This window comes from Nostoc sp. ChiQUE01b (assembly GCF_034531255.1).
Classification (GTDB): domain Bacteria; phylum Cyanobacteriota; class Cyanobacteriia; order Cyanobacteriales; family Nostocaceae; genus Nostoc.
In genome coordinates this window covers 19,592-39,149 of record NZ_JAVRBM010000011.1, presented here as the reverse complement: position 1 = coordinate 39,149, position 19,558 = coordinate 19,592, and the positions used below count along the sequence as shown (strand labels likewise).

Here is a 19,558-nt window from a genome sequence, read left to right as displayed (position 1 = left end):
GATTAATCGCGTCTGTACAAGAGTTAGGAGTTAGGAGTTAGTAATTATTCTTCCCCTGCTCCCTCATCCCCCTCATCCCCCTCATCCCCCAGAAGCCTCAGATAATTGGGCGAGGGATAGGTCTTCAACCTCTGGTAACTTTTCTAGAGAAAGGGGAGTAGATTGGGTAGCACCAGATAAACGTTTTAAAAGGCTAGGTCTGGGGTCATGCAGCAGATAAATAATGCGATCGCCAATTTCCCAATCTTGGTTAGCTGGCATTACCTGTAAGCGTTCTGCTCGTTCTACCAATAGCGGTATCAACACCCCAGTCCGAATCTTTTCTTGGATGCGATCGTATTGAGTCGAAAACTCAAACTCATCTAGCGTAGTTGTCCCCAACTTCACTCGCCCATCATTCAAATATTCATTCCAAGTTTTAATCGCTAAGTCTGGGATAAAAGCTTGATTAACTTTATTACTTGCCGAGGTACTCGCTTGCGGATCGCGGGGAAAAACTGCTAAGACGCGCGGGGGTTTAAACTCCTCAGCTGCTCGTTGAGCCAAAACAAAATTCACCTCACCATTACTTGTCATCGCCAAAAAAGTACCTATAGAAGCAAGTCCTGCCTCTTCCAAAACAGTAGCATCCAACGCACTGCTGGCAATCACCCGGAGATTTTGCGCCTCGGCTTGCACAAGACATTCGGGGTCAGTATCAATCATCACCACATTTTCTCCCCGTTCTTGAAAGAAGCGGGCAATCAAAAGACTCAAAGGATTACAACCTACAATCACTGCTCCAGTTACATCCTTAGAGGTGATTTGCAGCCATTTGGCAACCCAGCCAGCTGTTAGCCCTTGGCAGACAACAGTCATGATAATTGTCAAGAATACTAGAGCCTTGATCGAATCACCGCCATTAATGCCGCGCTGTGTCAACGAAATCGCAAAAAAAGAAGCTACAGAGGCAGCAACAATTCCTCTCGGAGCAACCCAGCTTAAAAACAGTTTCTGTCGCCAGTTTAGGTCACTGTTCCAGGTACACAAGAGGATATTAATCGGGCGAACGACGAACATTAGTACCAAAACGGTGAATAAACTACCCCAACCCAAAGCAAACACACTGGCAATGGATAGGTCAGCAGCTAATAAGATAAATAGCACCGAGACACTGAGAATTGTCAGCTGACCTTTAAAGCTGCGTAACAGACGTTCTTCCGGGACTGAGGAGTTAGCAAAGACTGCTCCTGCAACTACTGTTGTCATTACTCCCGATTCACTGCGGATCATCTGCGATAAGGTAAACAAGCTCCAAAGTATCGCCAACACCATTAAGTTTTTTAGCTCAAATGACAGAAAACTGGCGCGTTTGAAAATCAAACTCATCAGATAACCGCCAGCACCACCAATTGCTGCTCCAACACCCAGACGTATAAGTAAACCGACGATCGCATTGATCGGGTCAGCATCGCCGTTCAAAATCGTATCGAGGACAACGAAGGCGAGGATAGCCCCTACAGGGTCAATTAAAACCCCTTCTCCTTCCAAAAGTGTTGCCACTTGTCGATCTACATTGATTTGTTTGAGCAATGGGCCAACGACGGTTGGGCCTGTCACTACGACTATGGAAGCATAGAGAAAAGCTATGTTCCAGGGAAATTCACCTAGCCAGTGAGCAGCCATACTCCCGCCAAGCAAGGTGATTAGCGTTCCTTGAGTGACGAGCAATTGTAGGCTGACTGAAACTCTACCTAACTCACGCAGATCCAAGTTAAGTCCGCCTTCAAACAAAATGATTGCCGTTGCGAGGGCGACTATAACTTCCAGTCCAGTGCCTAGCGAATGAGGATGCAATAGCCCTATGCCATCAGAGCCAAACAAAATGCCCAACAGCAATAACAAGACGATGCTGGGTACACGAAGGTATGCAGCCAGCACTTGGGCGCTAATGCCTGCAAAGACCGCAATCGCCATCTGTATGGTGATTTCAAAAGATGCTTCCATGTTGTAGATTTTGAGCGATTTATTTCAAAATCTCTTGTAAAAAACCGTAGATATTAACTCTACAGGGTACAACATCATACTCTTTGTTCCTTGCTGTCTTCAGCGTTTTTTAGATATGTGTATACCCCAAAATTCCCAGCGCCCAATGCTGACGCACCCTGCGGCTGACCGCAGAAGCATCTACGAACTTTTTTATCTGTCTCCATATCTTTGTATCCTCTTCGAGCTTTTGCTTCCACCCAGTTTAGCTGCCAGAAACTTTTTTTGGCAAAACCTGTTGACAACGGTAAGGAAATTGGTTAGCTTATAAAAGGTCTGAGTCCAATGCCCCCATCGTCTAGAGGCCTAGGACACCTCCCTTTCACGGAGGTAACGGGGATTCGAATTCCCCTGGGGGTACTTAAAAGCAATAAAAAGCAAAAGCTTTTTTGTTTGAAATCTAGCAATAAAAACCATCATCCAAGAAATACACCTGAATGATGGTTTGATTGTTTTTATGGATACGGTTCTTTACTGGCTAGTTCTTCTACACGTTGGTGAATAGCCAAAAGATTTAATCGCAAATCCTTGCTCAGGCGATTTTCAATAATTCCCACCGGCATAGTGAGTTTAGGCCAAACTTGAATTGTGTAGGACAGATTTGTTCCTAGATACTCACCGAAAGAATAAGGTTCTAAGCACCAGCTACCAGAAAAGCCTTTAAAATCTCCCTCTACCATGCGGAAATTAATTGCTTTAGGGAAGCATTCTTCCAAATCTAGAATTACCCGCGCACAAAAGTTCAAATTCAATAAGCGTTGCGAGCCTACTTGCTCCAGTCGAATTCCACCATTGGGATGCTCGATTAGACAACTCTTGGCGAGGTTGGGGATGAAGTCAGGTAAGGCTTCATAATTTGTCAGAACCTTCCAGATTTGCTCTATTGGGTGAGGAATTTGGATTTTAGCACTGATTTGCCGCTGTCGCTCTGCTATTTTCTCAATTTGAACATCTACCTTAGCAGGCAAATCCCCTTCCAGGTTGGTGTCATCAGCAAAAGACTGCAAATCAGGGTTCTCTGTGGTGTTCTGTTTTTTAGTCACTTTCAGAATTATGGTTTGCTTTCGTCAGAAAATTGGGGCAAAGTCAAGGTGAAGCAAATTTCGCTCTGTTCAGAATCCGAAATTGGCAGACTTTCAACAGCGATCGCTCCATTCAGATGCTGCACTAAAGACTTGACTAAAGCAAGTCCCAAGCCAGTCCCTGGAGTCCAACGCCCTTTTCCACGACGGAACTTATCAAAGATGTAGGTCGCTTCTTCTTCAGAGATGGCACGTCCTATATTCGTCACCTTCATGATAACTTGATCGATTTGTTGATCGACTCGGTGAGCCGTTTCAAGGCGAACTATTGTATCAGACTCTGAGTATTTACAGGCATTCGTTAATAATTCTTGCAGGATGCGGTCAAAGCTCTCCAGTTCAGTTTGCAGTTTGAGCGATTCCTCCGGCAAATCTACAGAAATTTTTAATCCCTTTTCGCCAAGTTTTTTCTCAAAAGATGCTGCTATATCCTGAATTCTAGTATTTAAATCTATAGATTCTAGTTGCGGGGCTTCGTGAGGTGACTCTAGCTTTTGGAGGGTCAACAAGTCATTAATCAAGTTGATTTCCTTTGAACATTCCTGCTCAAGAATATCTAGATATCTAGACTGACGCTCTGGTGCTATTCCTGGCAAACGCAAGTTTTTTATTGACATCAGCATATTTGTCAAGGGGTAGCGTAGGCGATCGCTCATGTTACTCAAAAATTCATCTTTGAGTTCGTTAAGTTTTCGCAGCTGCTCGACATATTGCCGTGTTCTTTCATGCAATTTTGCCTGGAGTTCCAGACTACTCTGGAGTTTCGCCGTCCGTTCATCTACCAAAGTTTGCACTTGGCGCAATGTCTGTGACTGAATTATGGCGTTACTTACTTGAGCACAAACCATTTCCACAAGATTTAATTCTGCTGGTTGCCAACTGCGAATCACAGATTGCTGTAGCACCAAGAATCCTAAAATTTTACCTTGACTTTCCAATGGCACTAAAAGTACCGCAGGCAATTTCTCTATTGCAAATAATAGGGCAGCTGTCAAGGTATCGTTTTGAGCTGTATAGTCATCGAAGATTACTGGTTTCCCAGAATCCATGAAGGCACGCTGGCATAAACCACAGTCGGAAATCAAGAAAGACTCAGCTAAGGTATCTAGTTGACTAGTGCCGGAATTTTGGGTTTCTCTAGCCCATTGAGCAATCACGGTAGCTTTCGCTTTCGGGATTTGTTTTTTAGCTTGAGTCTTAAATAGTGGATCTGTATATTTCAGTAATATGAGCAAACCCCGATCTGCCTGTAGAGATTCGGCACTCGAGGTGATGACTAACTGGAGCATTTGATTGAGCTCCAAGTTGCTACGACTCAATATAGTTAATTGCTTGATCAAGCTTTGATGCTGCTTGCTCTTTTGCAGGGATTGCTCTTGATGAGTAATTTGTTGAGCTTGTGCCACTCCAGAAAAAGCGATCGCGCAAGCCGACTCTACTTCTTTAAGCAATTGTTTTTCTGATTCACTCCATTCATAAGGCTGGAATTTAATCAGATTAATCACTCCATTATTATTGCCACCAAACCGAGTGGGAATTGCCAAAACCGCCTTTATCGGTAGTGGTAAATATTGACACCCAACTACCAGACTATTTTGAATGATGGAAATGTCTTCAATAGTCAATGGTTGGGCAGCACATTGCAGCACTGGCGAGTGCATAAGCAACTGTTCCATCGAAAACATTTCTTCTGGGTGTGGCAACCCTAGATACTCATCAGCACACCAATTAGTAGTAGTTGCTTCGTCTGATGTTTCATCCGCCACTGAAACCAAGCAGCAGCAATCTACTTGAAAAGCAACTCCTAGCAATTGGGCAATCTCTTGCAGCATCAAAGCTGTAGCCGAACTACTAGCAATGATTTGGTTAATCTTTTGTACCAACTCGCGGGCAGGTTCTTCCTGATGCTGCATCAGCTTGACTTGGTAAGGTTGTAGTCGATCTATGTCATCTACGTAATGTGGCGGCGATGATAAAGGCTTTTTCATTTCTGGCACGCCCTCGGATAATAACCCCTTTGTTCTTGCACCCAACTTTTTGGCATATTCTTCACCGTTAGTTGTGTTGCTACACCTTGATAATTAACAAATTTTGTGTGAATACTTTCTCTCACCTGTTATAGCCCTTTTCTATCTCAGATGGCCAAATTTCCACTACATCAAGCAAATTGCTACATTAGTACATAAGTAATAAAATACTTAAGATATCCTATAGATGCTTAAGTTAGCTTATTTTTAACTGCTCTATCTTGAAATAATTCACTAACTTTATCCTGTCTGTAAGTATACATAAACCGTAATTTCTCTGGAATTACAGGAAAACTGCCTTCTTTATCACGTAAAATCACCTAACTTACTTTATAAAGCTTTATTACAATTTTTGAAAAAACTAGTAGGTTTAACAAGCTACTCTTTGATCTCCGTAACTCTCAGTAAAATATCAATAAAAGTAAAGGAGGCGCGAGGAGGTTGCTCTTGCAGTGTAGGCTTCTCTCCTCTACGAGAGACTGCGCCAACGAGATACACTCGTGTTCAAACCTACACTGATAGTGTAACGATGGTAGCGAGTTCGTAAGCGTCTTGTTTCCAACTTGTGATAGAGATTTGGAGTAGAGCTTAAATTCTTGCTGACCAGATGTCGCGGTAGTTCTTGCCGAATTTTGAATGCAGCCCAGTTATTAGTAAAAATAACTGGGCTGCATTCGTCTGAATATAAAACTAAACCACATCTATTTTGAGAACTATATTTTTTAGGCGTTGCTGAATTAAGGGATGATTTAGCAAGTTATAAAATTTCTCCCCATGCTTCCCCTGCACCCCCTGCTTGCCTAAATTCATCCCCCTGTTCTGCAACGCCATTTTTTAAAGTAGTAAGAGTATCTTTTACTCCCTGCTGGTAGTGGCGGGCTTTTCGACCCGCCCTACTTCAGGTTTCAAAATGGACGAAGTTTATCCAGCCAAACTCTCGACACTCAGAGGAACCATATCGCCATTCCTCGTTAGTCCTAACAACATCGGTTCTTGGGGTTGAATTAGTTGACCTGTAAGTACACAGCGTTCTTCTTGCTGAGCTGTGGCAGCTATGCTAGCTCGAATATCGGATCGCGAAAATCGAGGCTTCCACTCACCTGATTTTTGCTGAACATAATTCCAAAGGATATCTCGGATCAGAGCTTGATATCCCTGATTCCCAGCTATTTCTTTGAGCTTATCTTTGAGTTCCCGCTCTAGGCGAATGCTGGTAACTTCCATATCAGTGGTTGGGGTGCGAGCGATCGTATGCATCAGTTTTTCTCCTTAAAGGTATAGACAGGATAGTAATACAAGTGTAGTATGTTTAAAGGAATGTTCAATAGGTGAAATTTTCTGTGAAATCCATTTACCCCATCTCTACTTCCATTTTGTCCGCTACCAATTGCCGAACCAATTGGGAATCAGCTGCTATGGAAGTGGAGTATTTATTTATGGGCGATGGTAGCCGAAATCATGGGCAAATCACAGAGGGTAATGATGATTATAAGTATGTAGGCTTTAGTGCACTAATTGCAAAACCACAACTAAATCAAAAAAGCGGGGGGTACAGGCAAAGGAATCCTGTACCGATATGAGACCAGAAAATTTTCCGGTCAATTCTAACCCCCGCTTCACCGAAAACTTGAAGCGGGGGTTTTTTTATAAGGAGTTAAGCTGTGACGATATCTTCCATGCGCGGCGCGAACGCAATGCAAGTGTTAGAGCAATCTGTGGTGGTGTTTTCTCAAAATTACTTGCCACTATGTCGGGTCAATATCAAGCGGGCGATTGTGCTGTTAGTAACCAACAAGGCGCAACCGCTGGGTTTTACCACAGAAGGCGGATGGCAAGTTCACTCACCCAGTTTGGTAATTGATGTGCCAAAACATATTCGCTTGACAATCACTTCTAATGAGCGGATGTGGAAAGTTCCGCCAGTGAATCGGCGGGAAGTATTGCGACGAGACCATCACAGTTGCCAATATTGCGGCAGCAGCAAACATCTAACGCTAGATCATGTGATGCCGCGTTCTAAAGGCGGTGCTCACACTTGGGATAACGTAGTCGCAGCTTGTGAAAGATGTAACTCCCGTAAAGGCGATCGCACTCTGTTTGAAGTTGGTATGCAGCTGTGTACCAAACCAAAAGCGCCAATCCACCCTGCGATTTCTTTTGCTGAACAGTTTTGGATAGATATGCAAGCAAACCTGGAATAACAGGAGAGCATAAGGAATGCTGAAATTAACTTACACTGAAAGCAGTTTTGATTTGGAATGTGTCACTCTGTCACTAGAAGAATGGGTAGCGCAACGAGTGATTTTCGCCCTGCGAGTTGGGCAAGGTTTGTGCATTGAACCCACTACCGCTTCCTTTTTGCTTCCTGTTGATTTGCCAGGAGTAGAAGTATTGAGGGCTGAGGTAAAAAGAGATGACAGAGAAATTATTGCCCTCTGTGCATGCGATGCCGAATATATGGAAGTCACCCTACGGGGTTCTTGGCTATCAGTTAGTTCTAAGGATGCTGTCGGTGTGTTTGTCACCACTATGAGCGATCGCGCTGAGTTCTTTTTGCACAAACTTTGGCAAGAAGCTCAAGAGAGCAATGCTTCTGTGATGAGCGAATAAACGAAATAGTAAGGTGACTTAATTTTGGATTTTAGATTTGTTCTGGCGTTGAAATTCGGGGGCAACTCTTGGAGACACTGCCAGAACAGACCTTTTGGGATTTTGGACTATTCAATCCAAAATCCCAAATTTAAAATCTAAAATTCAGGGAGTAATATTTCTCACCCTTTATTGCGCCATTTTTAACAGTTCAGGAATTGTCACAAATCGGTAGCCTTGCTGTTTGAGTCCGCTGATGATTTGTGGCAAAGCTTCTACAGTTCTGTGGCGATCGCCACCACCATCATGCATTAAAACAATAAAACCAGGTTTCGCGCCTTTGAGGACATTATTTACAAATGCCTGTGGTTTGGCGTGAGGATCGGTATCAGCGGAAGTTAGCGACCACATAATGACAGCATCTTTCTGGCTTTTGGCGTAAGCGGCTAGTCCGTTGTTTAAAAAGCCTCCAGGAGGACGAAACAGAGTAGTTTTAACTCCTGTAGTTTTGTATATCAGATCGGCTGTGCGATCGATTTCACTTTTGGCTGTGGCTTCATCCATTCGCCGATACCAATGATGCCAAGTATGGTTGCCAATGGCGTGTCCCTCGGCTACTTCACGCTTGGCTAAGTCTGGATTTGCTTGTAAAGCTTGTCCTACCCAAAAGAATGTGGCTTTAACATCATTTTGCTTCAAGATATCCAGCATTTCTAGGGTTGTCTTTGGCCAGGGGCCATCATCAATGCTGAGAGCAATAACCTTTTCATTGTTGCTGGGTTGCACCTGATAAACAGTTTTTCCCTGAAATTTATCTGGGACTGTAAAGGTAGGGTTTTCTACTTTGACTGATGGTGGTAGCTGGGCATTAATTTGGCCCTTTGCTGGATCTTGAAGTGCAGTATGAATCTTGCTTAGTGGCTGGTTCAACCCCGATTGTGGGGAGATACCTGGAGTAATACTACAAGCTGTAATACTAGAGGCGATCGCGACAAAACTAATTATCTGTTGTCGCTTGAGAAAGTTGTTTGTCACGTCAGACTTTTAAAGATTCACCCAATCATAAGCTGTAGTTTGACTTTTCAAAGGGTTTAGCAAGCTCAAATATAAGTGCAGAAGCTTTTCTAGACAATATCAAAAAATTTTTCTGAAACCCCTTGACACCTCTTGTAGTATTTTGTAGTATATTGTAGTGAGGCGAAAGACAAAGCCTCTCAAAAGTCAAAGTTATGTTCTACATACAACTAAAACAGAGGCGCTGGGATAAACCAGAGTCCCCAGTCAACAAAGCTGCTCCTACTTGCAAACCATCGGCAGTAGAGGCAATAAACGAAAAAAGTTCTAAATTTGCACTGATCAAAACCACTGAATACATCCGTAATACACAACAGGCTTGCTACCTAGAGTTTCGGTTGTTTTCCTAACAGTTTCTAACAGTAAAAAGTAAATTTTCTGAACCTTGAAAACTAAATAAGAAATGGGCAAGTTCACCAATAAAATCTGTGCCTAAAAACCTAAATATTAGGCACAGATATCAAACATGGGGGTATAGCTCAAGTGGCTAGAGCGATCGCCTGTCGAGCGATAGGTTACGAGTTCGATTCTCGTTGCTCCCGTGTAGCCTTGTGACGACTAGATAAGTCGCTGCACCTCTCAAGTAGGTGCAACTTCCGTCGAGGCTCCCAAATGGCTGAGTAGCCAAGTGGTCGAAGGCGTCGGTCTGCAAAACCGATATCGTGAGTTCAAATCTCACCTCAGCCTCTGGTGCGATCGCAGTGTAGCTTAATTAGCGAAGCCCCAGGTTCATACCCTGGTATATGCGGGTGCAAATCCCGCCACTGCCATCAAATGCAGGGATGGTGTAACGGTAACACCTCGTGACTCCAAATCCGATGTTCTAGGTTCAAATCCTAGTCCCTGTGTCAGACAATTTTAGATTAATAAATTTAATCTAAAATCTAAAATTCGGTAAATTATGCCCTCGTGGACGAATGGTTAAGTCAGTGCTCTTTCAAAGCACAGATGCGAGTTCAATTCTCGTCGAGGGAATGATTATGGGTCGGTGGCCGAGTCTGGCTGAAGGCGACAGTCTGTAAAACTGTTCTTTTTTGCACGCAGGTACCCTTCGGGAAGCAAGCTACAAATCCTGCTCGACCCACTGTGGAGAGATGGCTGAGTGGCCCAAAGCGTCCTCCTGCTAAGAGGAAGCGGGTAGTTAATACCCGTCGCAGGTTCAAATCCTGTTCTCTTTGCCTTGAGAGTGTGGTGTAACTGGATAACATCTCAGTCTACGAAACTGAAGATTTGAGGGTTCAAATCCCTCCGCTCTCGTGACATAATCTCTTCTTTTATCCCCCGGTAGCTCAGTTGGTAGTTAGCGCCTGTTTGAAAAACAGGAGGTCGTCGGTTCGATTCCGACTTGGGGGGCTTCGTTGCCTCATAGCTCAATGGTAGAGCAAGCGGCTGTTAACCGCGCGGTTGTAGGTTCGAGTCCTACTGAGGCAGCCAATCATAATTCGTAATTACGAACTACGAATTGTTTAATGCCGGGTGGACGAATTGGTAAGTCGCATTGCTCTGAACGATGAGGTTGCAGGTTCAAACCCTGCCCTGGCAATAAAGCCCTGTGGTGTAATTGGCAACATAACGCCCTTTGAAGGCGAAGATTCCAGGTTCGAGTCCTGGTGGGGCTGCCAAACTTTGCTCTTGTAGCCCAATTGGAAGAGGCTGCCGTCTCAAAAACGGATGTTGTGGGTTCAATTCCCACCAAGAGTACCAAAACTTGCTCCTGTAGCCCAATTGGAAGAGGTAGCAGACTTAAAATCTGTTTGTTTGTGGGTTCGACTCCCACCAGGAGTACCAACGGGATGTAATTCAGTGGCCAGAAGCCATGCTTTGGGAGCATGGAGTCGCAGGTTCGAATCCTGCCATCCCGATATACCCCTGTGACGCAATTGGAAACCGTCGCAAGTTTAGACCTTGTGTTTGCTGGTTCGAGTCCAGTCAGGGGTATTGGTGAATATGCGGGGATAGAGCAACGGTGGCTCATTGGTCTGCATAACTTGAGCATCAGCAGGTTCGACCCCTGCCCCCGTCACCAAAATTAGTGCTGGTGTAGCTCAATTGGCAGAGCAACTGACTTGTAATCAGTAGGTTGCAGGTTCAATTCCTGTTACCAGCTTGATGCGGGTGTGATGTAACGGTAGCATGGGACGTTTCCACCGTCTTCGTGCGAGTTCAAATCTCGCCGTCCGCTCTGAAACTTGCGGGTGTGATGTAATCGGTAGCATCTGAGTGCGCCATACTCAGTGCGTGGGTACTCTTCGAGAACGCTGCGCGAATAAGTCCCTCCACTCGCTTGCGTAGTCCTGTAGCTCAATTGGTAGAGTGTCTTCCTTACAAGAAGAATGTTGCGGGTTCAATTCCTGCCAGAACCACCAAATATTGGGAGTGTAGCTCAATGGAATAGAGCTTCGAGTTTCTACCTCGAAAGTTGTGGGTTCAAGTCCTACCACTCCCGCCTAAACAAGTAAAAAGAGCAAAGTAAAAAGTAAAAAAAAGAAAAATAATTAAATTCTTTCTTTTGACTTTTGACTTGTTTGATGGGGTCATAGCTCAGTTGGCTAGAGCGCCTGCCTTGCAAGCAGGAGGTCATGGGTTCAAGTCCCATTGATTCCACTGATGGTGTCTGAAGCCAAAGTGGTTGAGGCGCTGGTTTGTGGAACCAGTCATAGCGGGTTCAAGTCCCGTCAGACACCCCTCAACATAATTACTAATTCGTAATTCGTAATTAAAAATCTGGTTAGAGTCCACGATCTCTACGGGTCGTTGAAAGTTATGGTTGGGGTCTAAATCCTCATCTATACGTAATAACAAATTACGAATTGTTAATGGAAGATGCTGCTGAATGGACAGCAACTGGTCTTGAAAACCAGGGTATGGGCAACTGTAGGGGTACCCTACGGGATCTTGCTACGATTCCTCCATCTTCCACTTATCCACCTGAAGCCGAAAAGCGAGGCGCTGTGCTGATAACACAGAAATAGGAGGGGCAGTACCTCCCTGGTGGATTGATATCTAAGTTTGGTGTTACAAGATTTGCGATGTAATACGATCGCACCAACTCATTTCTTAAATCAACTAGGGTGGTTGGCATACCGGCTGTGCAGATAGCTCTTAATGGGACTTAAACAAAACTAGAAATGAAAAAAGAGTATAATGTTGAACTAGCATAGCTTCCTCCGAGAACTTGCTAACCAAATTAACCCAAGACTTATAGATGCCAGAGTAGTAGAAGGTTCAGGCACAGAAGTAATTGTCACATTCCAGGAGACAAACTGTTCCAAGTTACTCTGATTCGTCCGCACCCAGCCATCAACAGGATCAAACCCGGTCGGATCAAAGGCACGAGTAGAGACGACGTAATCGCCAGCTCCGTAACCAAAATCGCTCAAGTTAAACGTTTCTCCACTAACTAGCGGAATGAGAGTACCATCGACAAACCACTCTAAGTTAATAACACTGTCGTCGATGACATTCACAAAAAGTTGATCAGGATTGATTAATGGCGTGCTGTTGTCAAGCCAAGAATCCAAGGGATTAACCAAATCATAGATATCAAGAATAATTTTCTCACGTCCAACCACATCGAACGGTTGGTTCAAGGAACGCATCTTAGAATTGTTCGACGGACGGTAAATTCCTCTATCGTAATAGCGCCCACCGTCATAAGCACCAATAACCCCAATTCCCGGTTGGTTATATCCATTCCAACGCGACCACTTGTCACCTGTAGCGTCATTAGTAACATTGACTTCGCTCGGTTCCGCTCCAGTGTAGGGATTGGTAAAGCCGCCGTATTCGTCAGCCAAATTGCTAAAGGAGTGAGCAACTTCGTGCAGGGCAACTTCTAATGATGAAGCATTACTCCCTGCGTAAACAGCGTAATCTCCACCTCCGCCTCCGTACTTAGTGTCATTGATCGTCACATACTGCATCTCGGCAGTGAACTCCGCTCCAGTAAGAGCCAGGTCACGCACGCTGTCGGACTTGCTTGTATTGACATAAAGCAACCGCTCAGTCACTCCATCAAAATAGTAGGTGCCATCAAGCGCTGTGTCACGAAAAATGCCCAGTGGCGGAACATCAGCCCCTGATTCGTTAGACACTACGTTGATCTTGTGTATATTGAAATAGTTGCGGTATCGAAAAAATGGGTCGGAATTCAACGAGTTAGAAAACTTGTAGTTAAGATAGTTATTAATCTGATTGTCGTAGATTCCCGCTGCTAAGTCCGCTGAAGTGTAGCCATCACCCAAAAAAACAACATCTACACGATTGGAAGATGGACCATTGTTGACGATTGTTGTTAAGATATTCCCGTCATTATTAAGGGAACGTCCAGCTTCATCTCTATAGTTTAGAGTAGCAGCAAGTGCCGAGGCCGGTATTCCTAGTGTGGCTGTTAACATGGAAACGGCTCCACAAGCTGTAGCCAAAACCCCCCAAACAGATTTCGGACTCTTGCGGTCTAAGCCTTTCATATTGGTTCCTTTAAGTTTGTATATAGCAGTTATCAGTCTAGTGTAGTACACTAGGAGAGAGCAATTCTACTGATAACTGGTCGTACCCTGATTTACTCCAGGCATTAGATGCGGCATTCGCAGAAGTGACGATAGAAAATTTACTCGGTTGGTTTACTCACTGCTGCTACCGTACTTCAGAAGACTGATAACCGCTATATTGCTTTATCTACAAACTTGAATTTCCCTTTTTCGGATTTTTAGAGACTTCAAAGCTAATGAGTTTTGATTCGCTGTTTGAGTCAACGCGCCTGCGCGCCCGCGTACAGTACGCCAAAAACTTTTTCAACGTGAAAGCTGTGCTAGTTCAACATTATACCCTTTTTTCATTTCTAGTTTTGTTTAAGTCCCATTAACCCGCAGAAATAGGTTCGACCCCTATACCACCCACTAAACAATTCACGGATTCAAAATTCACGCATTAAGAAATGCAATCTTAGTTAGCCTTTTGGCAACGCTAATATGCAACTTGAATGCACGTTGGGTTATGAATAGCAACTCGCGATCGCTAGTTGAGCATGTTGCAATAATACATCTTTATCCAAAGTATGTATGGGATGTTGCAGTGTTACTGCCAGTAGTTTCTCAATTCTTTCTCTAGCGGCTTCTACCACTGTTTCATCCAAGCTACCGTTATTCAGAGAATCAGCAAAATCTTCAGCAATCTGATAAGTTCTTTGAATAGATGATGAATTAATATTACGCGACACAATAAACAGATCGCAGCCTGCATTAAATGACCGCGCCACAGTACCAGCTTTCATAAACATATCTGAGATAGCTTTCATATCCAAATCATCAGATACAATCACTCCCTCAAAGCCAAGTTCCTCTCTAAGTATGGTTTTGAGGATAGCCTGGGAAAGCGTTCCTGGCACATCAGGATCTATCTTGGGAAATAAGATATGGACAGTCATAATCAAAGGAATCTGGACTTCGATTAAAGCTCTGAAAGGTATAAGTTCTCGAAGTCGTAGGTCTTCTAGAGTTAAATTCAGTATTGGTAGCTCGATGTGAGAGTCCTTGCTGGTGTCTCCATGTCCGGGAAAGTGTTTGGCGCATCCTAAAATTCCTGAATCTCGAAGTCCAAGGTAATAGTCACGCGCACCTTGAGTAGCAGTTTCGGGAGTGTTACCAAAGGCACGAGGCCCAATCACGGGGTTGTCAGGATGGGAAAAAATATCGGCTACTGGTGCCCAAGATAAATTAATTCCCAATGATTTTAGTTCTACCGCTGTGGCTTTTGCTACTTCATAAGCATGCGATCGCAGCAATAAGGCATGAGGAAAGCGGGTAATTGGCGGTGGTGTACGAATTACACGACCTCCTTCATGATCGAGAGTGATGAACATGGAATCACGCTCAGTGTATTCTCGTATCTGCCTGTTTAAATCTTTGAAGCTTTCTAGCCAAACCTGATATGGAGTGCCATCCAAAAAGTTCTTAGCAAAAAATATCACCCCAATTGGACTTAATTCATTGAGTGCGCGTTTATCGTCATCGCTTAATGTAGTGCTGGAAATACCTAGAATCAGGTGATGTCCAAAGCGTTTTAACTCTTGCGATACACCCATAATCTTTTACCTATAAGTTGTGCGGGAAATAACTGGTTATTCAACCTAGAGGACATAGACCTTTATCCTACACCTTATAAGAAGTGGAAAGTTTTCCAAGTAGTCTTTAAGCAATACCCCAGATATTTTTTCAGATCCAATACACAAATTAGCAAAGAAATCAACTACTTTCAGATAACTTTTAAAATTAGCTATTTTCAGTCAAAGGAAATACTTTTGTTTCCCGAAATCACTTGCATGTAAATATAGATAAAGTGTGCGCCGCAAAGCTATTGCCAATACCATTATTGGCAATTTGTTTGGGTAGGTGCGCGTAGGTAAAATTCCCTTTAGCAAAAGTTTTTTGGGGAAGCGATCGCACAATAACTGCCAAATGTTACGGATTGCAACGTATAATGAGAACGATAAAACCATTAAGAAATATTGAAGGGCATTAGGGTTAAATGCGAGTAGCGATCGCGGGTGCTGGTCTAGCAGGACTTTCCTGCGCGAAATATCTCACGGACGCAGGTCATACTCCCATTGTCTTGGAAAGCCGGGACGTACTGGGTGGTCTGGTTGCGGCGTGGAAAGACTCTGACGGCGACTGGTACGAAACCGGGTTACACGCCTTCTTTGGGGCATATCCGAATATGCTGCAATTGCTCAAGGAGTTGGGCATTGAAGACAGACTCCAGTGGAAAGAGCATACGCTGATTTTCAATCAACCAGACAAGCCTGGGACACTATCACGTTTTGATGTTCCAGATATTCCATCTCCTTTCAACGTAATTGCGTCGATTCTTCGCAACAAAGACATGTTGACTTGGGAGCAGAAGATTCGATTTGCAATTGGCCTACTTCCGGCAGTGATTCGGGGTCAAAAGTATGTTGAAGACATGGACAAATACAGCTTCTTAGAGTGGTTGAAAAGGCAAGGTGTAGACGAGCGGGTAACTAGTGACGTTTTTATCGCCGCATGTAAAGCCCTCACCTTTATCAATCCTGATGAAGTTTCGGCAACGATTCTCTTAACTGCACTGAATCGCTTTTTGCAAGAACGATATGGCTCCAAGATTGCATTTTTGGATGGTTCTCCCACAGAACGGCTATGCAGGCCAATCGGAGATTACATCACAGAACGCGGTGGAGAAGTGCAGTTAAATGCCCCCTTGAAAGAAATTTTGCTCAACGCCGATGGCACGGTGAAGGGATACTTGATTCGAGGGTTAAATGGCGCAGAAGATGAAGTTGTGACGGCTGATGCCTATGTATCTGCCATTTCAGTTGACCCTTTGAAAGTCATGTTACCTAAACCTTGGAAACTGATGGAGTTTTTTCAAAAGCTAGAAGGTTTAGAAGGAGTACCAGTGATTAACCTGCATCTGTGGTTTGACCGGAAACTTACAGAAATTGATCACCTACTTTTTTCGCGATCGCCCCTCCTAAGCGTTTATGCTGATATGAGCAATACCTGCCGTGAATACGCCAACCCCAATCGCTCAATGCTGGAATTAGTTCTAGCTCCGGCAAAAGATTGGATTGCCAAATCCGATGAGGAGATTGTGGCTGCAACGCTTGCTGAATTGGAAAAACTTTTCCCCGACCACTTTGGGGGAGACAATCCAGCAACATTGCTGAAATCTCATGTGGTGAAAACGCCGCGTTCAGTTTACAAAGCGACCCCTGGTCGTCAACAGTACCGTCCCGCACAAGTTACGCCCATTGCCAACTTCTATCTCGCCGGAAGTTATACTATGCAACGCTACTTAGGCAGTATGGAAGGTGCCGTACTTTCTGGTAAGCTAACAGCGCAGGCGATTTCTGAGGCTCTCCCGGTAGCAAATTCCTCAAACCTGCAAACGCTCACCCGACCGCCCGCAACGAATGCTGCAACTGCCTGATTCCCCGCCGCGCATGAAAACGCTGGTCTCTGTAGACGAGTCCTACAAACTTTGTCGGCATCTCACAGCAAAGTATGCCAAGACTTTTTACCTGGGTACTTTGCTGATGAGTCCGGTAAAACGTCAATCTATTTGGTCAATTTACGCTTGGTGTCGCCGTACAGATGAATTGGTGGATGGCCCCGCATCTGCTATTACCACGCCAGAAACCCTAGACCTATGGGAACAGCAGCTGGAATCGATTTTTGCGGGACACCCATTAGAAAATTACGATGTAGCTTTAGTTGATACTCTCCAGCGCTTTCCGATGGACATTCAGCCATTTCGGGATATGATTGCCGGTCAGCGCATGGACTTATATCGCAGTCGTTATGAAACCTTTGAGGAGTTATACCTTTACTGTTACCGTGTTGCAGGCACTGTTGGCTTAATGTCAACATCAGTTATGGGTGTGGATAGCACCATATATGCAGCACCGTGGCAGCAAGACATCCAACCTTATGTTCCCACAGAAGAAGCGATCGCTCTGGGAATTGCCAATCAACTCACCAACATCTTGCGGGATGTGGGAGAAGATGCCAAACGGGGACGGATCTACATTCCCCTTGAAGACTTGGCAAAATTCAACTATACCGAGCAAGACTTCTTCAAAGGCGTGGTAGATGAGCGTTGGCGGGCATTGATGCGCTTTCAAATTGCTAGGGCCCGCCAATTTTACACTACATCCGACCGGGGAATTACTTATCTAGCATCCGATGCCCGTTGGCCTGTGTGGGCAGCATCAATGCTGTACGGTCAAATTTTGGAGGCGATTGAACGCAACGATTACGATGTATTCAGTCAGCGGGCTTTCGTTCCCCAGTGGAAAAAGTTACGCACCTTGCCCATAGCTTGGATGCGATCGCAAGTTCTTTAAATAATTAGTCATTTGTCCCTAGTCCTTAGTCCTCAGTACTTTATAAATAACCAGTGACCAATGACAAATGACCAATGACAAATGACAAATGACAAATAACTATTGACTCTTACCCACAAACCTGCTATCATTATTATTCGTGAGTCAGGAGAGGTGGCTGAGTGGTCGAAAGCGGCAGATTGCTAATCTGTTGTACGGCAGGCAACTCCGTACCGAGGGTTCGAATCCCTCCCTCTCCGTTTCCAGGTATTTGATACACGGAGGTAATTCTGTGTGCAAAATTAAATATTAATGCCGGGTAAATACTCCTACTCCCAAAGATGGATGATATGATTTATCTTTTGGAGTCTTGATAAGATTCAGCTAAGTTACAAATCTAGTTTGGATTTTATTTTTAAGCTCCTAAGTATTTTGAGGAGTAAGAGTAATTTATGAAAAAAATTAGTACCGCCTTAGCCTTCAGTATAACTATCCTAGCAACTGGGTTTTTAGTTGGGGCTTGTGGTGATAGCAGTACCCCCAACGGTACTGCTAACAACGGAAGTACTGCTACCCCAGCGGCAAACTCTACTACAACAAGCAGTGCTAAAGGGCTAAAAATTGGTTCCCTGCTACCAACAACAGGCGACTTGGCTTCTATAGGACAGCAGATGTTAGGTTCCGTCCCTTTACTGGTGGATACGGTCAACGCTTGCGGTGGGGTAAATGGCGAACCTGTTACCTTGGTACAAGTAGACGACCAAACCGACCCGAAAGCTGGAGCTGCCGGTATGACCAAACTAGCAACTTTAGATAAAGTAGCAGGTGTAGTTGGTTCCTTTGCCAGTAGCGTTTCTAGTGCAGCAGTCTCCATTGCCACGCCGAATAAAGTAATGCTGGTTTCTCCTGGTAGTACCAGTCCCGTATTTACCGAAAAGGCTCAAAAAGGCGACTATAAAGGCTTTTGGGCACGTACAGCTCCCCCCGATACATACCAAGCACTAGCTTTAGCCCAACTTGCCAGAAAAAAAGGTTTCAAGCTAGTTTCCACAGTCGTGATTAATAATGACTATGGCGTAGGGTTTGAAAAAGCATTCGTGCAAACTTTTGAAAAATTGGGTGGAACTATAGTTAATAAAGATAAGCCTGTCCGCTACGATCCAAAAGCCCAAACATTTGATACAGAAGCAACTGCTGCTTTTGCTGGTAAGCCAGATGCAGTCCTGGCTGTACTCTATGCGGAAACTGGTAGTCTGTTCCTGAAAGCCGCCTATCAGCAAGGTGTGGCGAAGGGAGTACAGATTCTGTTGACAGATGGGGTAAAATCACCTACTTTCCCCGAACAAGTTGGCAAAGGCAGTGATGGTAAATATATTTTAACAGGAGCGATCGGTACAGTACCGGGTTCCGATGGTAAAGCATTAGAAGCTTTCAACAAGCTGTGGAAGGATAAAAAGGGTGGTGCGCCAGGGGAATACGCTCCTCAAGCTTGGGATGCAGCTGCTTTATTGACATTGGCGGCGCAAGCTGCTAAAGAAAATACAGGGGTTGGCATAGCCAGCAAAATTCGAGAAGTTGCTGACGGGCCTGGCACAGAAGTTACTGATGTCTGCGAGGGGCTGAAGTTACTTAAAGATGGTAAAAAGATTAACTACCAAGGAGCCAGCGGCAACGTAGATGTTGATGCTAACGGCGATGTCGTCGGTGTATACGATGTTTGGACAGTAGGAGACGATGGCACAATCAAAGTGATTGACAAAGTTACCCCGAAGTAAAAAGTTAGGAGTTAAGAGTTAAGAATTAGGAGTTAGGAGTGAAGAGTTATAAGTTACGTCTAATGTAAATTAAGTCTAGAAACCCTTGTAATTTCGTGGGTAGTCCCAAAACTACGATTTTGGGCG

The 19,558-nt window shown here is 44.4% G+C and carries 15 protein-coding genes and 23 tRNA genes; 31 read left to right on the top strand and 7 right to left on the bottom strand.

Annotated features, from left to right (window positions below; all coding sequences use genetic code 11):
• Positions 1 to 81: 81 nt before the first annotated feature.
• A complete protein-coding gene (locus RMY63_RS10140) occupies positions 82 to 1,986 on the bottom strand; it encodes a cation:proton antiporter (RefSeq protein ID WP_322728572.1) in 1,905 nt (634 codons plus the stop codon).
• 326 nt (positions 1,987 to 2,312) lie between these two features.
• On the opposite strand from RMY63_RS10140, the gene RMY63_RS10135 reads away from it, so the two are divergent.
• A tRNA-Glu gene (locus RMY63_RS10135) sits at positions 2,313 to 2,385 on the top strand.
• A 95-nt stretch (positions 2,386 to 2,480) separates the two neighbouring features.
• Here the strand turns inward: RMY63_RS10135 and RMY63_RS10130 are convergent.
• The 3 genes from RMY63_RS10130 to RMY63_RS10120 form a co-directional block, all read right to left on the bottom strand.
• Positions 2,481 to 3,032 carry an SRPBCC family protein gene (locus RMY63_RS10130; RefSeq protein ID WP_416212503.1) on the bottom strand — a complete coding sequence of 184 codons (552 nt, stop codon included), beginning with the start codon at positions 3,030 to 3,032 and terminating at the stop codon, positions 2,481 to 2,483.
• Positions 3,033 to 3,076: 44 nt separating this feature from the next.
• Positions 3,077 to 5,095 (bottom strand): GAF domain-containing sensor histidine kinase, encoded by a 2,019-nt coding sequence (locus tag RMY63_RS10125; RefSeq protein ID WP_322728570.1) that lies wholly within the window; start codon positions 5,093 to 5,095, stop codon positions 3,077 to 3,079.
• Positions 5,096 to 6,055: 960 nt separating this feature from the next.
• Positions 6,056 to 6,391: a hypothetical protein gene (locus RMY63_RS10120; protein ID WP_094347436.1), complete on the bottom strand. Its 336-nt coding sequence runs from the start codon at positions 6,389 to 6,391 to the stop codon at positions 6,056 to 6,058.
• 83 nt (positions 6,392 to 6,474) lie between these two features.
• Here RMY63_RS10120 and RMY63_RS10115 point away from each other — a divergent pair, with 83 nt between their 5' ends.
• The 3 genes from RMY63_RS10115 (at position 6,475) to RMY63_RS10105 (ending at position 7,744) form a co-directional block, all read left to right on the top strand.
• The gene (locus tag RMY63_RS10115; RefSeq protein ID WP_416212501.1) at positions 6,475 to 6,714 is read left to right on the top strand and encodes a hypothetical protein; all 240 of its coding nucleotides are present in this window, start codon (positions 6,475 to 6,477) and stop codon (positions 6,712 to 6,714) included.
• Positions 6,715 to 6,828: 114 nt separating this feature from the next.
• Entirely contained in the window at positions 6,829 to 7,335 is a 507-nt protein-coding gene (locus RMY63_RS10110; RefSeq protein ID WP_322728637.1) for an HNH endonuclease, read from the top strand.
• Between the two features lie 16 nt (positions 7,336 to 7,351).
• On the top strand, positions 7,352 to 7,744 hold the full coding sequence (locus tag RMY63_RS10105; RefSeq protein ID WP_322728568.1) for an alr0857 family protein: 393 nt from the start codon (positions 7,352 to 7,354) through the stop codon (positions 7,742 to 7,744).
• Between the two features lie 168 nt (positions 7,745 to 7,912).
• On the opposite strand, the gene RMY63_RS10100 is transcribed toward RMY63_RS10105, so the two are convergent.
• Positions 7,913 to 8,758, bottom strand: a complete 846-nt coding sequence (locus tag RMY63_RS10100; RefSeq protein ID WP_322728567.1) for a polysaccharide deacetylase family protein — start codon at positions 8,756 to 8,758, stop codon at positions 7,913 to 7,915.
• Between the two features lie 194 nt (positions 8,759 to 8,952).
• Here RMY63_RS10100 and RMY63_RS10095 point away from each other — a divergent pair, with 194 nt between their 5' ends.
• The 23 genes from RMY63_RS10095 (at position 8,953) to RMY63_RS09985 (ending at position 11,769) form a co-directional block, all read left to right on the top strand.
• Positions 8,953 to 9,147, top strand: a complete 195-nt coding sequence (locus RMY63_RS10095) for a hypothetical protein (protein WP_322728566.1) — start codon at positions 8,953 to 8,955, stop codon at positions 9,145 to 9,147.
• 118 nt (positions 9,148 to 9,265) lie between these two features.
• Positions 9,266 to 9,339, top strand: a tRNA-Asp gene (locus RMY63_RS10090).
• Positions 9,340 to 9,411: 72 nt separating this feature from the next.
• Positions 9,412 to 9,484, top strand: a tRNA-Cys gene (locus RMY63_RS10085).
• Between the two features lie 10 nt (positions 9,485 to 9,494).
• Positions 9,495 to 9,567, top strand: a tRNA-Met gene (locus tag RMY63_RS10080).
• Between the two features lie 6 nt (positions 9,568 to 9,573).
• Positions 9,574 to 9,645: transfer RNA gene (locus RMY63_RS10075), tRNA-Trp, on the top strand.
• Positions 9,646 to 9,701: 56 nt separating this feature from the next.
• Positions 9,702 to 9,772: transfer RNA gene (locus RMY63_RS10070), tRNA-Glu, on the top strand.
• 7 nt (positions 9,773 to 9,779) lie between these two features.
• Positions 9,780 to 9,881 (top strand) — tRNA-Tyr (locus RMY63_RS10065).
• Positions 9,882 to 9,885: 4 nt separating this feature from the next.
• Positions 9,886 to 9,975: transfer RNA gene (locus RMY63_RS10060), tRNA-Ser, on the top strand.
• Positions 9,976 to 9,979: 4 nt separating this feature from the next.
• Positions 9,980 to 10,054 (top strand) — tRNA-Arg (locus RMY63_RS10055).
• A 21-nt stretch (positions 10,055 to 10,075) separates the two neighbouring features.
• Positions 10,076 to 10,150: transfer RNA gene (locus RMY63_RS10050), tRNA-Phe, on the top strand.
• Between the two features lie 6 nt (positions 10,151 to 10,156).
• A tRNA-Asn gene (locus RMY63_RS10045) sits at positions 10,157 to 10,231 on the top strand.
• Positions 10,232 to 10,267: 36 nt separating this feature from the next.
• Positions 10,268 to 10,340 (top strand) — tRNA-Gln (locus RMY63_RS10040).
• A 3-nt stretch (positions 10,341 to 10,343) separates the two neighbouring features.
• Positions 10,344 to 10,419 (top strand) — tRNA-Gln (locus tag RMY63_RS10035).
• A 6-nt stretch (positions 10,420 to 10,425) separates the two neighbouring features.
• Positions 10,426 to 10,501: transfer RNA gene (locus RMY63_RS10030), tRNA-Leu, on the top strand.
• A gap of 6 nt (positions 10,502 to 10,507) precedes the next feature.
• A tRNA-Leu gene (locus RMY63_RS10025) sits at positions 10,508 to 10,585 on the top strand.
• Between the two features lies 1 nt (position 10,586).
• A tRNA-Pro gene (locus RMY63_RS10020) sits at positions 10,587 to 10,659 on the top strand.
• A gap of 3 nt (positions 10,660 to 10,662) precedes the next feature.
• Positions 10,663 to 10,735, top strand: a tRNA-Leu gene (locus tag RMY63_RS10015).
• Positions 10,736 to 10,831: 96 nt separating this feature from the next.
• A tRNA-Thr gene (locus RMY63_RS10010) sits at positions 10,832 to 10,904 on the top strand.
• Positions 10,905 to 10,908: 4 nt separating this feature from the next.
• Positions 10,909 to 10,979 (top strand) — tRNA-Gly (locus RMY63_RS10005).
• A gap of 190 nt (positions 10,980 to 11,169) precedes the next feature.
• Positions 11,170 to 11,243, top strand: a tRNA-Arg gene (locus RMY63_RS10000).
• A gap of 84 nt (positions 11,244 to 11,327) precedes the next feature.
• Positions 11,328 to 11,401 (top strand) — tRNA-Ala (locus RMY63_RS09995).
• A 6-nt stretch (positions 11,402 to 11,407) separates the two neighbouring features.
• Positions 11,408 to 11,481 (top strand) — tRNA-His (locus RMY63_RS09990).
• Between the two features lie 132 nt (positions 11,482 to 11,613).
• Positions 11,614 to 11,769: a hypothetical protein gene (locus RMY63_RS09985; protein ID WP_322728565.1), complete on the top strand. Its 156-nt coding sequence runs from the start codon at positions 11,614 to 11,616 to the stop codon at positions 11,767 to 11,769.
• A 180-nt stretch (positions 11,770 to 11,949) separates the two neighbouring features.
• Here RMY63_RS09985 and RMY63_RS09980 read toward each other — a convergent pair whose 3' ends face one another.
• Together RMY63_RS09980 and RMY63_RS09975 are read right to left on the bottom strand one after the other, a co-directional pair.
• Positions 11,950 to 13,266, bottom strand: a complete 1,317-nt coding sequence (locus tag RMY63_RS09980) for a M64 family metallopeptidase (RefSeq protein WP_322728564.1) — start codon at positions 13,264 to 13,266, stop codon at positions 11,950 to 11,952.
• Between the two features lie 524 nt (positions 13,267 to 13,790).
• Complete coding sequence (locus RMY63_RS09975; protein ID WP_322728563.1) at positions 13,791 to 14,879, bottom strand: glycoside hydrolase family 3 protein; 1,089 nt, start codon at positions 14,877 to 14,879, stop codon at positions 13,791 to 13,793.
• 443 nt (positions 14,880 to 15,322) lie between these two features.
• On the opposite strand from RMY63_RS09975, the gene pds reads away from it, so the two are divergent.
• From pds to RMY63_RS09955, 4 genes are all read left to right on the top strand, one after another.
• Positions 15,323 to 16,762, top strand: coding sequence for a 15-cis-phytoene desaturase (gene pds / locus RMY63_RS09970; RefSeq protein WP_322728562.1), 1,440 nt, complete (start codon positions 15,323 to 15,325; stop codon positions 16,760 to 16,762).
• Entirely contained in the window at positions 16,746 to 17,678 is a 933-nt protein-coding gene (crtB, locus tag RMY63_RS09965; protein WP_322728561.1) for a 15-cis-phytoene synthase CrtB, read from the top strand. Before pds ends, crtB begins: the two co-directional genes overlap by 17 nt.
• Positions 17,679 to 17,825: 147 nt before the next feature.
• Positions 17,826 to 17,917: transfer RNA gene (locus RMY63_RS09960), tRNA-Ser, on the top strand.
• A gap of 192 nt (positions 17,918 to 18,109) precedes the next feature.
• Positions 18,110 to 19,432: an ABC transporter substrate-binding protein gene (locus tag RMY63_RS09955; RefSeq protein ID WP_322728560.1), complete on the top strand. Its 1,323-nt coding sequence runs from the start codon at positions 18,110 to 18,112 to the stop codon at positions 19,430 to 19,432.
• Positions 19,433 to 19,558 lie beyond the last annotated feature (126 nt).